Genomic DNA, 17,091 nt, shown 5'->3' on the forward strand with positions numbered 1-17,091 from the left:
CAAATTGGCGGCTTTCCGCGAGGGAAGCCTGTTTTTGACCGCCCGGTATCGTGCCGGGCGTCTTTTTTCTATTACTCTTTAAACACCGATTGATCTTTGATCATAACGAGCCGAACGCAGAATTGGGATAGTGAGATGGCGAACCAGGAATTGACAGGAGCGGGAATAGTAATCAAGGCGCTGAAGGATCAGGGCGTCGAGGTGATTTTCGGGTATCCTGGGGGCGCTGTGCTTCCGCTCTATGACGAATTGTTCAAGCAGAACAGCATTCGCCATATCCTCGTCCGTCAGGAAGGCGGCGCGGTGCATGCGGCGGAGGGCTATGCGCGCTCCACCGGCAAGCCGGGCGTCGTTCTCGTCACCTCCGGCCCCGGCGCGACCAATGCGGTGACCGGCCTTGCCGATGCGCTGATGGACAGCATTCCGATCATCTGCCTGACCGGGCAGGTCGCCACCCATATGATCGGCAACGACGCCTTTCAGGAGGCGGACACAGTCGGTATCACCCGCCCCGTCACCAAGCATAACTATCTGGTGAAGGACGTGAACGATCTCGCGCGCGTCATGCATGAGGCCTTTTATGTGGCGACCAACGGTCGTCCGGGCCCGATCGTCGTCGACCTGCCGAAGGATGTGCAGCTGGCGACGGGTCCCTATACGCCGCCGTCCATGGTCAAGCACAAGAGCTACAAGCCGCAGATCAAGGGCGACCTCAAGGCCATCAAGGCAGCGGTCAAGCTGATCTCGAATGCGAAACGTCCGGTTTTCTATACCGGCGGCGGTGTCATCAATTCCGGACCCAAGGCCTCGAAGCTGCTGACGCAGTTCGTGCGGCTGACCGGCCATCCGATCACCAATACCCTGATGGGCCTCGGCGCCTTTCCGGCGAGTGACAAGCAGTTCCTCGGCATGCTGGGGATGCACGGCACCTATGAGGCGAACCACGCCATGCATGACTGCGATGTCATGGTCTGTATCGGCGCGCGCTTTGATGACCGGATCACGGGGCGGCTCGATGCCTTCTCGCCGAAATCGAAGAAAATCCATGTCGATATCGACCCGTCCTCAATCAACAAGAACGTGGCCGTTGATATCCCGATTGTCGGCGATGTCGCCCATATCCTGGAAGACATGATCAAGGTCTGGAAATCGGAAGTGCACAAGCCTGACGCGGCGGCGCAGAAGAAATGGTGGGCACAGATCGAAGACTGGCGCGCCAGGGACTGCCTGAAGTTCGAGCAGAAGGGCAAGGCGATCAAGCCGCAATATGCGCTGCAACGGCTGAACGAGCTGACGAAGGGCATGGACCGATATTTCACCACGGAAGTGGGGCAGCATCAGATGTGGGCGGCACAGTATCTGCAGTTCGAGGAGCCGAACCGCTGGATGACCTCGGGCGGGCTCGGCACCATGGGCTATGGCCTGCCAGCGGCCATGGGTGTGCAGATCGGCCATCCGGACGGACTGGTCGTCGACGTTGCGGGCGAAGCCTCGACCATGATGAATATCCAGGAACTCTCGACGATCCTGCAATACCGTTTGCCGGTGAAGGTGTTCATCCTCAATAACGAATATATGGGCATGGTCCGCCAGTGGCAGGAACTCTTGCACGGCGGGCGCTATTCGGAAAGCTATATGGAGAGCCTGCCTGATTTCGTGAAGCTGGCGGAGGCGTTCGGTTCCACCGGCTTGCGCTGCACCGATCCGGACAAGGTCGATGACTGCATCAAGGAAATGCTGGCCACCAAGGGACCGGTCGTCGTCGATATGATTGTCGACAAGGCGGAGAATGTCTTCCCGATGGTGCCCTCGGGTGCCGCGCATAACGAGATGCTGCTGGGGGACGAGACGGACGATTCCGGGCCGAAAGTCACCTCGGACGGGCTGTCGCTGGTATAATCACCCCTGATTTCCTTCGAAAAGCTATGGATTAAACGCTAATGCTGGTTTAAAAGAGACCGCGCTTGCAAAGGATATGTCTGGACCATGACTGAAAACACCGAAATTTTCCGCCATACCATTTCCGTTCTCGTCGATAACGAGTTTGGTGTGCTGGCGCGCGTCATCGGGCTCTTTTCCGGGCGCGGATATAACATCGAAAGCCTGACGGTGGCCAAGGTTGACGAAACCGAGAACCTCTCGCGGATCACCATTGTGACCACCGGCACGGCCATGGTGATCGAGCAGATCAAGGCGCAGCTCAACCGGCTGGTTCCGGTTCACAAGATTGCCGACCTGACCATCGACGGCCCGAGCGTCGAGCGGGAGATGGCGCTGGTAAAAGTGATCAGCAAGGGGGAGAAGCGGGTGGAGGCCCTTCGCATGGCCGATATTTTCCGCGCCCGCGCTGTCGATACCACGGAAGACTCCTTTGTCTTCGAGGTGACCGGGGTGCCCGACAAGGTGAAGGCCTTCATCGGGCTGATGGAACCGCTGGGCAAGGCGGAGGTCTGCCGGACGGGTCTCGTGGCCGTACATCGCGGCACGGACGTGATCTGAGACAAACACGTAATTATTGTATTTGAATGGACGAGAAGTTTTAATCGAGAAGGAACGATAGGATGCGCGTATACTACGACAGCGATGCCGATGTTAATCTGATCAAGGGCAAGAAAGTTGTCATCGTCGGCTATGGCAGCCAGGGCCATGCCCATGCCAACAACCTGAAGGATTCCGGTGTCAAGGACGTGGCCGTCGCGCTGCGCGAAGGCTCAAGCTCCGCCGCCAAGGCGGAAGGCGCAGGCCTCAAGGTCATGACCCCGGCGGATGCCGCGAAATGGGGCGACGTGATCATGATGCTGACCCCGGATGAGCTGCAGGCGGAAATCTATGAAGAAGACTTCGCCCCCAACATGAAGGACGGCGCGGCGCTTGTCTTTGCCCACGGCCTGAATGTACATTTCAACCTCATCGTTCCGCGCTCCGACATGGATGTGTTCATGATCGCGCCGAAAGGCCCGGGCCACACGGTTCGCTCCGAATATCAGCGCGGCGGCGGGGTGCCCTGCCTTGTTGCCGTGCATCAGGATGCCTCCGGCAACGCGCTCGACATCGGGCTCTCCTACGCTTCCGCCATCGGCGGCGGCCGCGCCGGTATCATCGAAACCAGCTTCAAGGAAGAATGCGAAACCGATCTCTTCGGCGAGCAGGCGGTTCTCTGCGGTGGTCTCGTGGAGTTAATCCGTGCTGGTTTCGAGACATTGGTCGAGGCCGGTTACGCGCCGGAAATGGCCTATTTCGAATGTCTGCATGAAGTGAAGCTGATCGTCGACCTGATCTATGAAGGCGGCATCGCGAACATGAACTACTCTATCTCCAACACAGCGGAATACGGTGAATATGTCACCGGGCCGCGGATCGTGACGCCGGAAACCAAGGCGGAAATGAAGCGGGTTCTGGACGACATCCAGAGCGGTAAGTTCACCCGCGACTGGATGCTGGAAAACAAGGCCCGTCAGACGAGCTTCAAGGCCACCCGGTCCCGTAACGACGCCCACCAGATCGAGGAAGTCGGCGAGCGCCTGCGTGCCATGATGCCCTGGATCGCCGCGGGCCGTCTTGTCGACAAATCCAAGAACTAGGGCTTGCCCTCGCACGCAAGTGTGATAAAAAGCCGGCCACTGCGCCGGCTTTTTTTATGCCGGGCTGTTGCGGCTCTCTTATATATTAGAGAAAAATATTCGATTGCTTCCCGTAATTTATGGTTAATGACGTTTGCGTATTTTTCGCATCTGCTTTACAAATCAATTGCCTGCAGGCGGGGAAAGATCGTATTTATCAACTGATGGTGGGAAAATATTAACTATCTTCTGCAATAACTGCTAAATGCTGCTCAGGCATGTCTCGACAAATGTCTCCGGCGGCACAAATACGCGGATGTTGGCGTGGGTAGGCGAGGGTTAATTTTGAACCGGTCTGCAGCGGAAACAGGATGTCAGATGCGCGTTCTAACGTAATTGCGGGGCCCGGGGCCGGGTCCCATTTTGGGTATGTGAGGCAGCTTAATGTTAAACGGATTACTCGGCTGGATGTCAGCCGATATGGCCATCGACCTTGGAACCGCGAACACGCTGGTTTATGTGAAGGGCCGCGGTATCGTACTGAATGAGCCATCGGTTGTGGCGATCCTTCATAACAAGGGCAAGAAGCAGGTTCTGGCCGTTGGTGATGAAGCAAAAATGATGTTGGGCCGGACCCCCGGCAATATCGAAGCCATTCGCCCCTTGAGAGACGGCGTTATCGCCGATTTCGAAATTGCCGAGGAAATGATCCGGCATTTTATCCATAAAGTTCACCATCGCCGCAGTTTCGCCCGTCCCCTTATTATTATCTGCGTTCCGTCCGGTTCCACCGCCGTTGAGCGCAAGGCGATCAAGGAGGCCGCCGAAAATGCAGGCGCCCGTCAGGCGATCCTGATTGACGAGCCGATGGCCGCCGCAATCGGCGCTGGCCTTCCGGTGACCGAGCCGACCGGTTCCATGGTCGTTGATATCGGTGGCGGTACGACGGAAGTCGCGGTTCTGTCGCTTGGCGGTATTGTCTATTCAAAGAGCGTCCGCGTCGGCGGCGACAAGATGGACGAGGCGATCATCGCTTATATCCGCCGCAACCATAACCTGCTGGTCGGCGAAAGCTCGGCCGAGCGGATCAAAAAGCTGATCGGATCGGCCTGCGCGCCGGAGGACGGCGAGGGCGAGACCATGGAAATCCGCGGCCGCGACCTGATGAACGGCGTGCCGAAGGAGCTGGTGATCAGCCAGCGGCAGATCGCCGAGAGCCTCGCCGAGCCGGTGGGCGCGATTATCGAGGCGGTGAAAGTGGCCCTCGAACATACGGCGCCGGAACTGGCGGCGGATATCGTTGACAAGGGGATCATCCTGACCGGCGGCGGATCGCTGCTCGGGAATTTCGATCATGTCCTCAGGCAGGCCACGGGTCTGCCGGTCTCCATCGCCGAGGAGCCGCTGTCCTGCGTCGCCATCGGAACAGGCCGCGCGCTTGAGGAGATCAAGACATTGCGCCATGTTCTGAGCGGTGAGAACTGAGCCCGACAGATGAGTGTTGGTGAAACCGGAGTGTAGCTAGATGGCTCCAAGGCAGAGCTCGGTATTCAAACTGACCTGGCCGCTGAAGACAATTCTTCAGCGTTCTGCCTTTCTTTTGCTTATTTCACTGGCCGTTGCCCTGCTGTTTCTCGGCAAGGCGAATATCGGCGTGGTCGAACGGATGCGGACGGCGACGACCGATGTGGTCGCCCCGATCCTTGCCACCATCTCCCAGCCCGTCGACGCCTTCCACAAGGCCGTTGGCCGGGTGCAAAAGCTGACCAGCCTGATCGAGGAGAACGAGCGGCTGCGCGAAGAAAATGCCCGGCTTTTGAAATGGCAGGCCGTCGGCCGCACGCTGGAGCAGGAGAACGAGAATTTCCGTCAGCTCCTGAACGCCCTGTCCGATCCGCTGGTGCTGCCGATTACGGCGCGGGTGGTTGGCGATAACGGCGGACCCTTCGTCCGCACGCTCTTGCTCAACGCCGGTCGCCGCGATGGTGTCCGCATTGGGCAGGCGGTGGTTGCGCCGCTCGGCCTTGTCGGCCGTATTGCCGAGGTTGGGGAACGCTCGGCCCGCGTGCTGTTGCTGACCGACCTTAACTCCCGCATTCCCGTGGTGATGGAGAAATCCCGCCACAAGGGCATTCTGGTGGGCGATAACTCGACATCGCCGATCCTTGACTTCCTGCCGACGAACGCAACTGTATCGGCGGGCGACCGGATCGTGACCTCCGGCGATGGCGGCATGCTCCCGGCCGGACGGCCCATCGGTATCGTCTCCTCGGTTTCAGAGAGGAGCATCCGGGTGAAGGCATTCGCCGACTGGACCCGTCTGGAATATGTCAGCGTGCTGCGCTATGATCTGCCGGGGATGAGCAACCCGGATGAAAACCCGGGTGATCTTGGCGAAAGCAGATTGGATGCAAAGTGAGCCCGACACTCGCCTATCAGTTTAACCGTTTCCTGAGAGGCAGCGTACCGTTCGCCCTGACGGTGCTGCTGGCGATGATGAGTGTCGTGCCGATCGGGATCAGCGGCTATGCCAATGTCACCCCGGCCTTCGTTGCGATTTCCGTCTTCTATTGGAGCATTCACCGGCCCTATCTGATGAACGCGCCGCTCTGTTTCCTGCTTGGCGTCATTTCCGACTGCCTGACGGGAACGCCGCTTGGCCTGTCGTCGCTGCTGTTGCTGCTGACCCATGGCATTGCGCTGTCGCAGCGGCGGATTTTTATCGGTAAATCCTTTTTTCTCACCTGGTTCGGCTATCTGCTGATCGGCTTCATCATCGCGATGCTGAGCTGGGTTATCGCCTGTCTCTATTCGCTGGCCTATGTGCCGATCGCGCCCATCCTCGCGCAATATGGCCTGTCGCTTCTGGTGTTTCCGTTCTTTGCCTGGCTGTTCGGCATGCTCCAGAACAACCTGTTGAGGCTGACCTGATGGCGAAGGACCAGCATAAGGAAAAAGGCAAGGTCTTCTCCCGCCGGGCGCTGTTGATGGCGGGCGGGCAGGCGATGCTGATGTCGGCGCTGGCCGGACGGCTTTACTATCTTCAGGTCATTCATTCCGACGAATATTCAATGATGGCCGATGAAAACCGGATGAACCTCCGGCTGTTGCCGCCGCTCCGGGGCCGGATCGTCGACCGCTTCGGCACCGAGATTGCCAGCAACCGCCATAACTACCGCGTCATCCTGATCCCCGAACAGACGGGCAGTATCGAGGCGACACTGGATGCGCTGACCCGTTTTGTGCCGGCAGAATCGATTGATCGGGAGCGGGTACTGAAAGACGCCGCGCGCAAGCGCAGCTTCGTTCCCATTCCCGTCGTCGATAACCTGACGTGGGACCAGTTCGCTCGGATCAATGTCAATGCGCCGGATCTGCCAGGCATCCAGATGGATGTCGGCTCCACCCGCGATTACCCCTACGGCAAGCTGTTCGCCCATATCGTCGGCTATGTCGGCGCGGTATCGGAAAAGGATCTGCAGGATCAGGAGTATGATCCGCTTCTGGAATTGCCGGAATTCCGCATCGGTAAAAGCGGGGTCGAAAAATATTACGACCGGACACTCCGCGGCAAGGCGGGACTCAGCCGGTTGGAGGCCAATGCCTATGGCCGCGTCATCCGCGAGCTCAACCGCGAGGAAGGCATCCCCGGTAACGATGCGGTACTGACCATCGACAAGCAGCTTCAGGAATTCGCCGTCCGCCGCATGGGCGAGGAGAGCGCCGCTGCCGTTGTCATGGACATTCACTCGGGCGATATTCTCTCGATGGTGTCGGTGCCGTCCTTCGATCCCAATGATTTTGCGAGCGGGATCAGCTCCGCCGACTGGAAGGAGCTGGTGGAAAACCCGAAACGACCGCTCGGCAACAAGGCGATTGCCGGACAGTATCCGCCCGGGTCGACCTTCAAGATGATTGTCGCCCTTGCGGCGCTGGAGTCAGGGGTGATCACCGCCCGGCATCAGGTGTTCTGCGGTGGCCATACACAGCTTGGCAAGCATCGCTTTCACTGCTGGAAGCGGGGCGGGCATGGCAAGCTCGACATGGAAGATGCGATCTCCCAGTCCTGCGACATCTATTTTTACGATATCGCCCGCAAGGTCGGCGTCGACAAGATCGCCGACATGGCGCATCGCTTCGGCCTCGGGGAAAAACTCGGCATCGACATACTGGGCGAACGGGCGGGCCTGATCCCGACGCGGGCCTGGAAACAGGCGGTTCAGGGCGTGTCCTGGCAGCTTGGCGAAACCTACAACACCGGGATCGGGCAGGGCTATGTGCTGACGACGCCGTTGCAACTTGCCGTGATGACAGCACGCCTTGCCAATGGCGGCAAGAAGGTGAACCCGCGGCTGATCCGCTCGGTCACGGGGGAGACGCTGGAAGGCGCCGTCCTGCCGCGGGCGGAGGAAGAGGCCGCCAACCGGGACATCGGTATCAGCCAGAGTGCTCTCAGAACCGTCCTGAGTGGCATGAACAAGGTGATGAACGGCCCGCGTGGTACGGCCCGGGCCGCGAAAATCGAGGTCGAGGGCTGGGAAATGGCGGGCAAGACCGGCACCGCGCAGGTGCGCCGCATCTCCCGTAAGGAACGTATTGAAGGTGTGCGCAAATCGGATGAAAAGCCGTGGGAGGAGCGGGACCACGCCCTCTTCGTCGGCTATGCGCCCTATAACGATCCGCGCTATGCGGTTTCGGTCATTGTCGAGCATGGCGGTTCCGGCTCCAGTACCGCCGCGCCGATTGCCCGCGACTTGTTACAGGAAACGCTGCGCCTCGATCCCTTGCGCCGGCCCAGCTATGACATCGCCATCCGCCGTCCGGCAGGAGGCGGGGATGTATAGGGAGCTGGGGCAGAAAAATGTCACTATTCCGCTGACCCGCAAACTTTGGGATATCAACTGGGGCTTTGTCCTGCTGATCTGCGCGACCGCGTCGGTCGGCTTCCTGATGCTCTATTCCGCCGCCAACGGTAATCTGGAGCCCTGGGCCTCGCGCCAGATGATACGCTTTGGCGCGGGTCTTGCTCTGATGTTCATGGTGGCACTGGTCGACATCCGTATCTGGCTCAATCTTGCCTATCCCCTGTATGCCGTCGCCCTCATACTGCTGGGCGCGGTCGAGGTGATGGGTGTGATCGGCATGGGCGCGCGTCGCTGGATTGACCTCGGGCCGTTCCAGCTGCAACCCTCCGAGGTGATGAAAATCGCCCTGATCCTGGCCCTTGCCCGATATTTCCATAATATCGGTCTGGAAGATGTCCGGCGCATCCGCTGGCTTCTGCCGCCGCTTCTCATGGTGCTGCTACCAGCGGCACTGGTCCTGCGTCAGCCGGATCTCGGGACAGCGCTGATGCTGATCGCGGGGGCGGGGATCATCTTTTTCGTCGCCGGGGTGCGGCTGTGGAAATTTGCGCTGGTCGTCGGCACGGCGATCCCGGCGGGCTTCTTCGCTTTCCAGTTCCTGCATGACTATCAGAAGAAACGCGTGCTGACCTTCCTCAATCCGGAGAATGACCCGCTCGGCGCGGGCTATCACATCATGCAGTCGAAGATCGCGCTCGGCTCGGGCGGGGTGTTCGGCAAGGGGCTGCTCAATGGCACGCAAAGCCATCTCAATTACCTGCCCGAGATGCGGACCGACTTCATCTTCAGCATGCTGGCGGAGGAGTTCGGCATGGTCGGCGGGCTCCTGCTGTTCGCACTCTATATCCTGCTGATCGCCTATGGCTATGCCATCGCCTACCGGTCGCGCAATCATTTCGGCAAGCTGCTGGCCATCGGCATGACCGGCATTTTCTTCCTTTATATCTTCATCAATGTCGCCATGGTCATGGGAATGGTGCCGGTCGTCGGCGTGCCGCTGCCGCTGATCTCCTACGGCGGGACGGCGATGCTGACCCTGATGATCAGCTTCGGCCTGGTGATGAGCGTCTATATCCACCGCGACATCGATATTCCCGGCAAACGCTAGCGGATGGGTTCGCGGCTGTCCATGAGCTGGAAGATATCCTGTTCGTCGAAGCCGCGGACCTGCTGCTTGCCCCGGTATTCAAAGCGGAAAGAGTCCCGGAGCACGTCATAGACCGGACCATTCGTCGTGATCTCCATCGCTTCCGACAGGTCCTGCAGGCGGGAGGCGAGGTTCACGGCGGGACCGAAGATATCATAGACATATTTCTGGATGCCGACGACCGAGCCGACGACGGGTCCGCTGGTAATTCCGATGCGGCAGCGCCATTGGTTCGGATGGCCTTCATTCCGCCGTTCCAGATAACGGATGAAGCGGATGGCGGCATTGGCGACGGCGCGGGCATGGTCCGGCGTCGGATCGGGCAGGCCGGCGACCGTGATATAGGCATCGCCCATGGTCTTGATCCGCTCGCAGCCATATTGCTCGCCGATACGGTCGAAGGCGCTGTAGATGTCATTGAGCTCGCTTACCGTCACCGCCGGATCGGCAGAGGCGGCCATCTGGGTGAAGCCCACGAAATCGAGCATCAGCACGGACACCGGATCATAGAGCTTCGGGATGACCACGCCGAAGGTCTTGAATTCCTCGTAAACCGAGCGCGGCATCATGTTGAGCAGGAGCTTTTCCACCTGCTCCTTCTCGCGCTTGATCTCGCGGGTGTTGCGCTCGACCATCTGGGAATAGCTGTCGATCATCGATTCCAGCTCGCGGATGCGGGAAATGTTCTGGCAGACCAGGATGATCATGCCGCCGCCATTTTCCTCCGACAGGGTGAAATCCGCGGCGTAGATCTTCTCCCGCCGCCGGGCCTTGCGCTTGATCTCGATGGTAAGGCGGCCGCTCTCCTGCAGCTGTGTCATCAGGTCCGCTATGTCGAGATCGGGAAACAGGCCGCCAAGATTGGTCTGTGGCGCCTCCTCATCGAACCATTCATGGAAGGTTTCGTTGCGAAAAACGAACCGCAGGTCCTCCGCCGCGAGGACGGCAACGCCCACACCAATGGCGCGCAGCAGCTGCTCATTGATGGCCTCAATCGACATCGCGACAGACAATGACTGATCTCCTCCGTTCAAGCGCCTCGTTGACGAGGGCGAGATCACCGGCGCTGAAGCCGTGCCGTTTCAGCGTATCGCCGAGGGTATCCAGAACCTCGTCGAAATGGCTGTTTTTGAGTTCCAGCCGTTCATGAAGCCGTTTCAACTGTTCATCCGTATAGGACGCCGGTCCGCCCAGCAGGGAGGCAATGAATTTCGTCTGGTGGTCGATCAGCCGGGGCATGTCGACATCATCGAAAAACGGTCCGACTTCATCGCTGTCGAGCAGGACATCGTAGAAATCGAGCACAATTTTACTGACGGCGGAGAAACCGCCATATTTTTCAAAAAGGGTCTGCTTGGCCATTTTCGAATTCCCAATGTGATAGGTATGTGAGGTAAGGCACAAGTCGTTGGTGTATCTATGATAAAGCCGCGAAAATGGGTTGTCGAGCGATTAGTGCCTCTCTCGCCTCTTGTCGGGCGGGAATTCCTGTGCTACACAGTCGCTCCCGGCGCGGAACCATGCGGTTTTCGGGCTCGGGAATACCTTTCGAGAGGCCGCGCGCCCTTCGATAAACCGCGATAATGAATGCTTATTGTGGGCGCTTAGCTCAGTTGGTAGAGCAGCTGACTCTTAATCAGCGGGTCACAGGTTCGAACCCTGTAGCGCCTACCATTTAAACCCTTGAAACCGGACGGCTTTCGAGGGTTTTTTAATTTGATATGTAATACTTGGAATTCTGAGCAAGCATTCGTGGGACAATTTGGGGCATATTTTATGTGAACCTGCCCTCTTAAGACTCCGAAATATACCAAAATGGTAACTTTATTCTTGCGAATAAATGCACATTTTTGCATAGTCAAAAAAACAGAGCGACCTCCCCGCTAAGAAAAGACCGCTCTGAAACCTATTTATTATTTAGGTTTTTTAATCGTCTCAACGACATGCGTATTTGCATATTTTTGAGCCTTTTTGACCGTGGTGAAGCGACCAGTTTTGGCACTCCGCCCGATCTTGCGAGTTCCTTTAGCCATCAGAATTTCCTTTAGCTTAGAAAGACAGGTTGGGCCTGTCGCCCTCGATGCTGAATTACACCGCCCTTTTCAGTGCATCATCATATCGAGGCCTCACATCAGTAAAATATTATACTCCTGTATGTTGAGTCAAATGCCTTTGTTCCGTTTTTGTTCGAATTTTGTTTTTAATTTTACAAGGACGGCTTTCGAGGGTTTTTTTAATTGCCCCCCGCGCGATCCTTCAAATTTATGGCAAAAGTTTGGCGTCCGGTCCGGTTGCTGCTTGACTTATAAAAAAGCCTGATGCAATTTCAGCCACAGCGATGGTTCCAGTTATGGATGAAAAAGGGAACAGGAGCTGAAAAGCCCTAAATTTCGGGATTTTCAAAGCCCTGGCTGCCCCCGCAACTGTGAACAGAGAGCGCCCCCGTAAAAGCCACTGGGAAACTGGGAAGGCCGGGAGGTGCAATGACCTGTGAGCCAGGAAACCTGCCGTCGCAAGCGCTGCTCGACCACTGTACGGGGTGTGCTCGTGGGACGGAATGCCGTTTGTGGTGGCGCGCGGAAATGCGTTGCTGTCAGGGGTCGGGCTGAAGTTTTTTCCTCATCCATTGAAGGCGATAAATCCCGGGTACCGGGCTTTGTGCTTTTATCTGATCGCAGCCGTTTCTTCGTCGTCAGGCGCAAGCGGCCGGATCGCTGTTTGGCCTTACTTGTCTTTATTGAAACAAGAAGGATCAGCAATGTTTGATTATTTAGGAAAGAAAAAAACGACCTCCCTTCATCTTGCCACCGGCGGGCTGCTCGCGCTCGGCCTGACGGCACCGGCTGTGGCGCAGGCGGATGACGCAGTCCGGAGTGAGCCGGAGCTTGTTATCTCGGCAAGCCATACGCCTTTGCCATCGAAGGAAATCGGCAGTTCCGTCACCGTCATCACGGCGGAAGAGCTGGAACAGCGGCAGGTGCGGGTGGTCTCGGATGTGCTTCGGGATGTGCCGGGCGTCGCCGTGAACCGGGCCGGATCGGTCGGCCAGTTGACCCAGGTGCGTATCCGCGGAACCGAGGGCAACCAGACCCTCGTCATGATCGACGGGATCGAGGTGAACAACCCTGCCGCCCAGTCGGAATTCAACTTCGCCAATCTGCTGAATGCCGGGATTGCCCGGATCGAGGTGTTGCGCGGGCCGCAGAGCGCGATCTATGGCAGCGACGCCATCGGCGGCGTGATCAACATTATCACCAAGGATCCAGAGCCGGGCTTCACCGTCACCACCCGTGGCGAGCTGGGCTCCTTCTCCACCCGGGACGGGCAGGTCGGCCTCGGCTATGGCAGTGACAAATTTACGGTGTCCGCAACGGTCGAGCGCTTCATCACCGATGGCATCTCCGCGGCCGATGAAGACGATGGCAATACGGAAAAGGACGGCTATGACAATACCACAGGCCGCATCAAGATCGGCGTCAAACCCGTTGAAAACCTTGAGCTAAAGGCCGTCGGAATGATCATCGACAGCGATCTCGATGCCGATGGCTCGGCGGTGGTCGTCAATGCCGTCGACAGTCTGGATACCTCGCAGTCGCTGCAAAGATACGGCCTTGTGAGCGGCAAGCTCAGCCTCGCCGACGGGGCCTGGGACCAGCTTCTGAAGGCGAGCTATATGGATGATCATACGGACTTTCTGGACGCAACAGGCGCGACAACCTTCACGACCGAGGGGAAAAGCATCACCTATGGCTATCAGTCGGACTTCTATTTCTCAACCCCGGATGTCGCCGCGGCGGAGCATACGGTGACGCTGGCGGCGGAGCGCAAGAAGGAAGAGCAATATACCAACAGCGGCTTTTCGGGGCCGAATACGGTCAGTATCGTGAATTACGGCTATACGTCGGAATATCGGGTGAGCCTGTGGGACAGCCTGTTCCTCTCCGGTGCCGTGCGCTATGACGACAATGACGATCTGTTTGACAACCAGACCACCTATCGCGGCACCGCCGCCTACCTGTTTCAGGAAACGGCGACGCGCCTGCACGGCAGCTTCGGTCGCGCGGTGAAGAACCCGACCCTGTTCGAGCTGTATGGCTCCACGCCCAGCTATACAGGCAATCCCAATCTGGAGCCGGAGAAAGGCTTCGGTTGGGACGCGGGTGTCGAGCAGTCCTTCCTCGATGACCGGCTGATCCTCGATGTGACCTATTTCAACAACCGCATCGAGAACCTGATTCAGGGCAGCGGCACCACCGCCGTCAATACCCCGGGCACCAGCCGGATCGACGGGATCGAGTTCACGGCCTCGACCGAGCCGTTCGAGAATGTCCGTCTGGACGCCGCCTATACCTACACGAACGCTGAGGATTCAAACGGGGTACAGCTCACCCGCCGCCCGAAGCATATCGCCAGCCTTGTCGGCAATTACGACTTCGACGTGATGGAGCGTCCGGCGAACGTCAATCTGAGCATCCAGTATAACGGCAAGCAGACGGATACCGTCTTTGACAGCTTCTTCCCCGTGGCGACGCGGACGGTGGAGCTGGGCAGCTATACCCTCGTCAATCTGGCGGGCTCCTATGAGTTCGCGGAGGGCGCGAAGTTCTATATGCGCGGTGAAAACCTCCTGAATGAGGATTATCAGGATGTCTATGGCTATGGATCGCCGGGGATTTCCTTCTTCGCCGGTCTTCAGATCAAGTTCGGGCCGTACTGACCGTGGCGGCGCAGGGCCTTCATAGATGGTGTTTGCGGGCGGCGCTTGTCCTCCTGATTGCCGGGTTTCTGCCCGGCATCGGAATGGCAAAGCCCGCGCGCATCGTCTCCATGAATGTCTGCGCCGACCAGCTTCTCCTGCTGCTGGCGGATCGGGAGCAGATCGCCTCATTAAGTTTCCTCGCGACGGATATCTCGACGTCGATGATGACGGAAGAGGCGGCGGGCCTGCCCCAGAATCACGGCCGGTCGGAGGAGATCCTGCCGCTGGAGCCGGATCTCATCCTGGCCGGGGAGTATACCGCCCGGCCGACCGTCCATCTGCTCCGGAAACTCGGCTTTGAGGTGATCGACCTTCCCGTCGCCCACAGTCTGGATGATATTCGCGCGAATATCCGTACTGTCGCCGGGGCCGTGGGAGAGCCAGAACGCGGCGAGGCGATGATCGCGGCGTTCAATAACAAGCTGCCGGAGCCGGAAGAGAGCGGCTACCGGCCTTTGGCGGCGCTTTACTGGGCGAACGGCTTTACCTCGGGCGTCGGCACATTGGCGAGTGCGGTGGTCGAGGCGGCGGGCTTTCGCAATCTCGGCACGGAAATCGGCGTGCGGGGGATCGGTCAGGTGCCGCTGGAAACGCTGATCTCGGCGCGGCCGGATATCCTCATCGTGAACGAGCCGGTGGAGGCGCCCGCTATGGCGACGCAGAAGTTCCGCCATCCGGCACTGCAAACCGCGTTTCTGGATCAGGAACGGCTGATCCTGCCGCCGAACCTCTGGGTCTGCGGCACGCCCGATATCGCCGATGCCGTTGCGGCGCTTCATGAAACCCGTGCTGCGATCATCTCCTCCACGCTCGCCAATGCCGAATGAAGCGGACGTGATGCGCAACAAGAACTATCCTGTCCCTTTGCCCCTCCTGTTCTCGCTGCTGGGGCTTGCCGTGGTGGCGGCCTTCGTGGGTTCGCTGCTCGTCGGCCCCGCCGAGATTGACATCGGCGAGTTGCTGGCCGCCGTCCTCGCGGGGGAGGAGGGGAGCACGACCCTGATCTTTTATGAAATCCGGCTGCCGCGCGCCATTCTCGGGCTGATGATCGGTGCGACCCTCGGCCTGAGCGGCGCCGCGCTTCAGGGATTCCTGCGCAATCCGCTGGCGGAACCCGGTATCATCGGCGTGTCTGCGGCTGCTTCGCTTGGCGCGGTGCTGGCTTTTTATTTCGGCCTTGCCAGTCTGTTCGCGCTCGCGCTGCCGTTCGGCGGGATGCTGGGCGCGGCGCTTGGCGTGCTGGTGGTCCAGCTTCTGGCCGGTCGGTCGAACAGTCCGCTCACCTTTATCCTGGCCGGGGTTGCGGTGACCAGTTTTGCCGCCGCCCTGACCTCGCTCGCCCTCAATATGGCGGAAAATCCGTTTGCGGCGCTCGAGATCATGTTCTGGCTGCTCGGATCGCTCGCCGACCGGAGTTTCGAGCATGTCTGGCTGTCCGCGCCCTTCATCCTGCTCGGCTGCCTGATCCTGATGACGGTCGCCCGCCCCCTCGATGCCCTGACGCTGGGGGAGGAGGCGGCGCAGACCATGGGCTTCGATATGGGCGCCGTGCGGCGGCGGCTCGTCTTCGGCACCGCGCTCTCCGTCGGGGCGGCAACCTCGGTCGCGGGGGCGATCGGCTTTGTCGGCTTGATCGTACCGCATCTGCTGCGCCGCCTGACCGGTAACCGGCCCAGCCTGCTGCTGCCCGCGAGTATGCTGGGCGGTGCGGCGCTGCTGCTGATGGCGGATATCGCCGTGCGCCTGCTGTCGCCGGGGCGGGAGCTGAAAATCGGGGTGCTGACGGCCCTGATCGGCGCCCCCTTCTTCCTCTATCTCGTCCTGCAACAGAGGAGGCGGCTGCTGTGATCCAGCTTTCTGTGTCCGCCCTCTCGAAATCCTTCGGAAATCGCCGGGTGCTGGAGAATATAAGCCTGGACGTCAGGGCCGGAGAGATGATCGGCCTGATCGGGCCCAACGGCTCGGGCAAGTCGACCCTGCTGCGCTGTATCGCCGGTCTTCTGACGCCGGAGGCGGGGGACATCCGGATCAAGGACGAGTTGCGCGACAGGATCGATCCCGGCCTGCTCGCCCGCCAGCTTTCCTATCTTCCGCAGTCGGGAGAGGTGAACTGGGACGTGACCGTGGAAGTGCTGGTCGCGCTCGGCCGGCTGCCGCATCAGGGCCGCTGGCGCGCCCTCACCGAGACCGACCGGGAGGCCGTGACACGGGCGATGGAGGCATGCGATATTGCCTCCTTCCGCGACCGGCTGGTGACGGAGCTGTCCGGCGGTGAACGTTCCCGTGTCCTGCTGGCGCGGGCCATGGCGGGGGAGCCGGATATCCTGCTCGCAGACGAGCCGATCAGCGGCCTCGATCCCGGTCATGCCATCGATGTCATGGACCGGCTCGGCCGTCTCGCGCATTCGGGCAAGAGCGTCATTGTGGTGATCCATGACCTGACGCTGGCGGCGCGTTATTGCGACCGGCTGGTGCTGCTGCATGAGACACAGATTGCCGCCGACGGCCCCTCGGAGACTGTGCTGACCGAGGAGAATCTCGCCCGCTGCTATGGCGTGAAAGCCTTTCGCGGCATGGCGGAGGGGGGCGCCGTTATCGTCCCGATCCGTCGAACCAGACGCGCGGAGAACAGTGCCGAACCCTCAAATGAAGGGCAATAACTCCGTTTCAGGGGAAAATTTTCAAAATAATTTCGCAGTTTACCCCGGTCGTTTCATAACACGCTGACCCAATTTGACGGCGTTTTGATCGGCGCCCTTC

The 17,091-nt window shown here is 59.3% G+C and carries 14 protein-coding genes, 1 tRNA gene and 1 riboswitch; of the genes, 13 read left to right on the forward strand and 2 right to left on the reverse strand.

Features of this window, described 5'->3' with window-relative positions; all coding sequences use genetic code 11:
* Positions 1-135 precede the first annotated feature (135 nt).
* From AAC599_RS05315 to rodA, 8 genes are all read left to right on the forward strand, one after another.
* Positions 136-1,899 carry an acetolactate synthase 3 large subunit gene (locus tag AAC599_RS05315; RefSeq protein ID WP_340149367.1) on the forward strand — a complete coding sequence of 588 codons (1,764 nt, stop codon included), beginning with the start codon at positions 136-138 and terminating at the stop codon, positions 1,897-1,899.
* Between the two features lie 87 nt (positions 1,900-1,986).
* Entirely contained in the window at positions 1,987-2,499 is a 513-nt protein-coding gene (gene ilvN, locus AAC599_RS05320) for an acetolactate synthase small subunit (RefSeq protein WP_340149368.1), read from the forward strand.
* Between the two features lie 62 nt (positions 2,500-2,561).
* Positions 2,562-3,581, forward strand: coding sequence for a ketol-acid reductoisomerase (gene ilvC, locus AAC599_RS05325; protein WP_340149369.1), 1,020 nt, complete (start codon positions 2,562-2,564; stop codon positions 3,579-3,581).
* A gap of 423 nt (positions 3,582-4,004) precedes the next feature.
* The gene (locus AAC599_RS05330; RefSeq protein WP_340149370.1) at positions 4,005-5,045 is read left to right on the forward strand and encodes a rod shape-determining protein; all 1,041 of its coding nucleotides are present in this window, start codon (positions 4,005-4,007) and stop codon (positions 5,043-5,045) included.
* Between the two features lie 40 nt (positions 5,046-5,085).
* On the forward strand, positions 5,086-5,979 hold the full coding sequence (gene mreC, locus AAC599_RS05335) for a rod shape-determining protein MreC (RefSeq protein WP_340149371.1): 894 nt from the start codon (positions 5,086-5,088) through the stop codon (positions 5,977-5,979).
* Entirely contained in the window at positions 5,976-6,491 is a 516-nt protein-coding gene (gene mreD, locus AAC599_RS05340; RefSeq protein WP_340149372.1) for a rod shape-determining protein MreD, read from the forward strand. The genes mreC and mreD overlap by 4 nt, the downstream gene beginning before the upstream one ends.
* Positions 6,491-8,404 carry a penicillin-binding protein 2 gene (gene mrdA, locus AAC599_RS05345; RefSeq protein WP_340149373.1) on the forward strand — a complete coding sequence of 638 codons (1,914 nt, stop codon included), beginning with the start codon at positions 6,491-6,493 and terminating at the stop codon, positions 8,402-8,404. The genes mreD and mrdA overlap by 1 nt, the downstream gene beginning before the upstream one ends.
* The gene (gene rodA, locus AAC599_RS05350; protein WP_340149374.1) at positions 8,397-9,533 is read left to right on the forward strand and encodes a rod shape-determining protein RodA; all 1,137 of its coding nucleotides are present in this window, start codon (positions 8,397-8,399) and stop codon (positions 9,531-9,533) included. The genes mrdA and rodA overlap by 8 nt, the downstream gene beginning before the upstream one ends.
* On the opposite strand, the gene AAC599_RS05355 is transcribed toward rodA, so the two are convergent.
* Entirely contained in the window at positions 9,530-10,585 is a 1,056-nt protein-coding gene (locus tag AAC599_RS05355; RefSeq protein WP_340149375.1) for an adenylate/guanylate cyclase domain-containing protein, read from the reverse strand. The two genes, rodA and AAC599_RS05355, sit on opposite strands and share 4 nt — an antisense overlap.
* A complete protein-coding gene (locus AAC599_RS05360; RefSeq protein ID WP_340149376.1) occupies positions 10,563-10,934 on the reverse strand; it encodes a group 1 truncated hemoglobin in 372 nt (123 codons plus the stop codon). The genes AAC599_RS05355 and AAC599_RS05360 overlap by 23 nt, the downstream gene beginning before the upstream one ends.
* A 236-nt stretch (positions 10,935-11,170) precedes the next feature.
* Here AAC599_RS05360 and AAC599_RS05365 point away from each other — a divergent pair.
* From AAC599_RS05365 to AAC599_RS05385, 5 genes are all read left to right on the forward strand, one after another.
* Positions 11,171-11,246, forward strand: a tRNA-Lys gene (locus tag AAC599_RS05365).
* A 648-nt stretch (positions 11,247-11,894) separates the two neighbouring features.
* Positions 11,895-12,099, forward strand: a riboswitch (cobalamin riboswitch).
* A 231-nt stretch (positions 12,100-12,330) separates the two neighbouring features.
* Positions 12,331-14,289: a TonB-dependent receptor gene (locus AAC599_RS05370; protein WP_340149377.1), complete on the forward strand. Its 1,959-nt coding sequence runs from the start codon at positions 12,331-12,333 to the stop codon at positions 14,287-14,289.
* 2 nt (positions 14,290-14,291) lie between these two features.
* The gene (locus AAC599_RS05375; protein ID WP_340149378.1) at positions 14,292-15,158 is read left to right on the forward strand and encodes an ABC transporter substrate-binding protein; all 867 of its coding nucleotides are present in this window, start codon (positions 14,292-14,294) and stop codon (positions 15,156-15,158) included.
* 10 nt (positions 15,159-15,168) lie between these two features.
* On the forward strand, positions 15,169-16,179 hold the full coding sequence (locus AAC599_RS05380) for an iron ABC transporter permease (protein ID WP_340149379.1): 1,011 nt from the start codon (positions 15,169-15,171) through the stop codon (positions 16,177-16,179).
* Positions 16,176-16,991 (forward strand): ABC transporter ATP-binding protein, encoded by an 816-nt coding sequence (locus AAC599_RS05385; RefSeq protein ID WP_340149380.1) that lies wholly within the window; start codon positions 16,176-16,178, stop codon positions 16,989-16,991. The genes AAC599_RS05380 and AAC599_RS05385 overlap by 4 nt, the downstream gene beginning before the upstream one ends.
* The last annotated feature ends 100 nt before the right edge of the window (positions 16,992-17,091 follow it).

The organism is uncultured Sneathiella sp. (genome assembly GCF_963976355.1).
Lineage (GTDB): Bacteria > Pseudomonadota > Alphaproteobacteria > Sneathiellales > Sneathiellaceae > Sneathiella.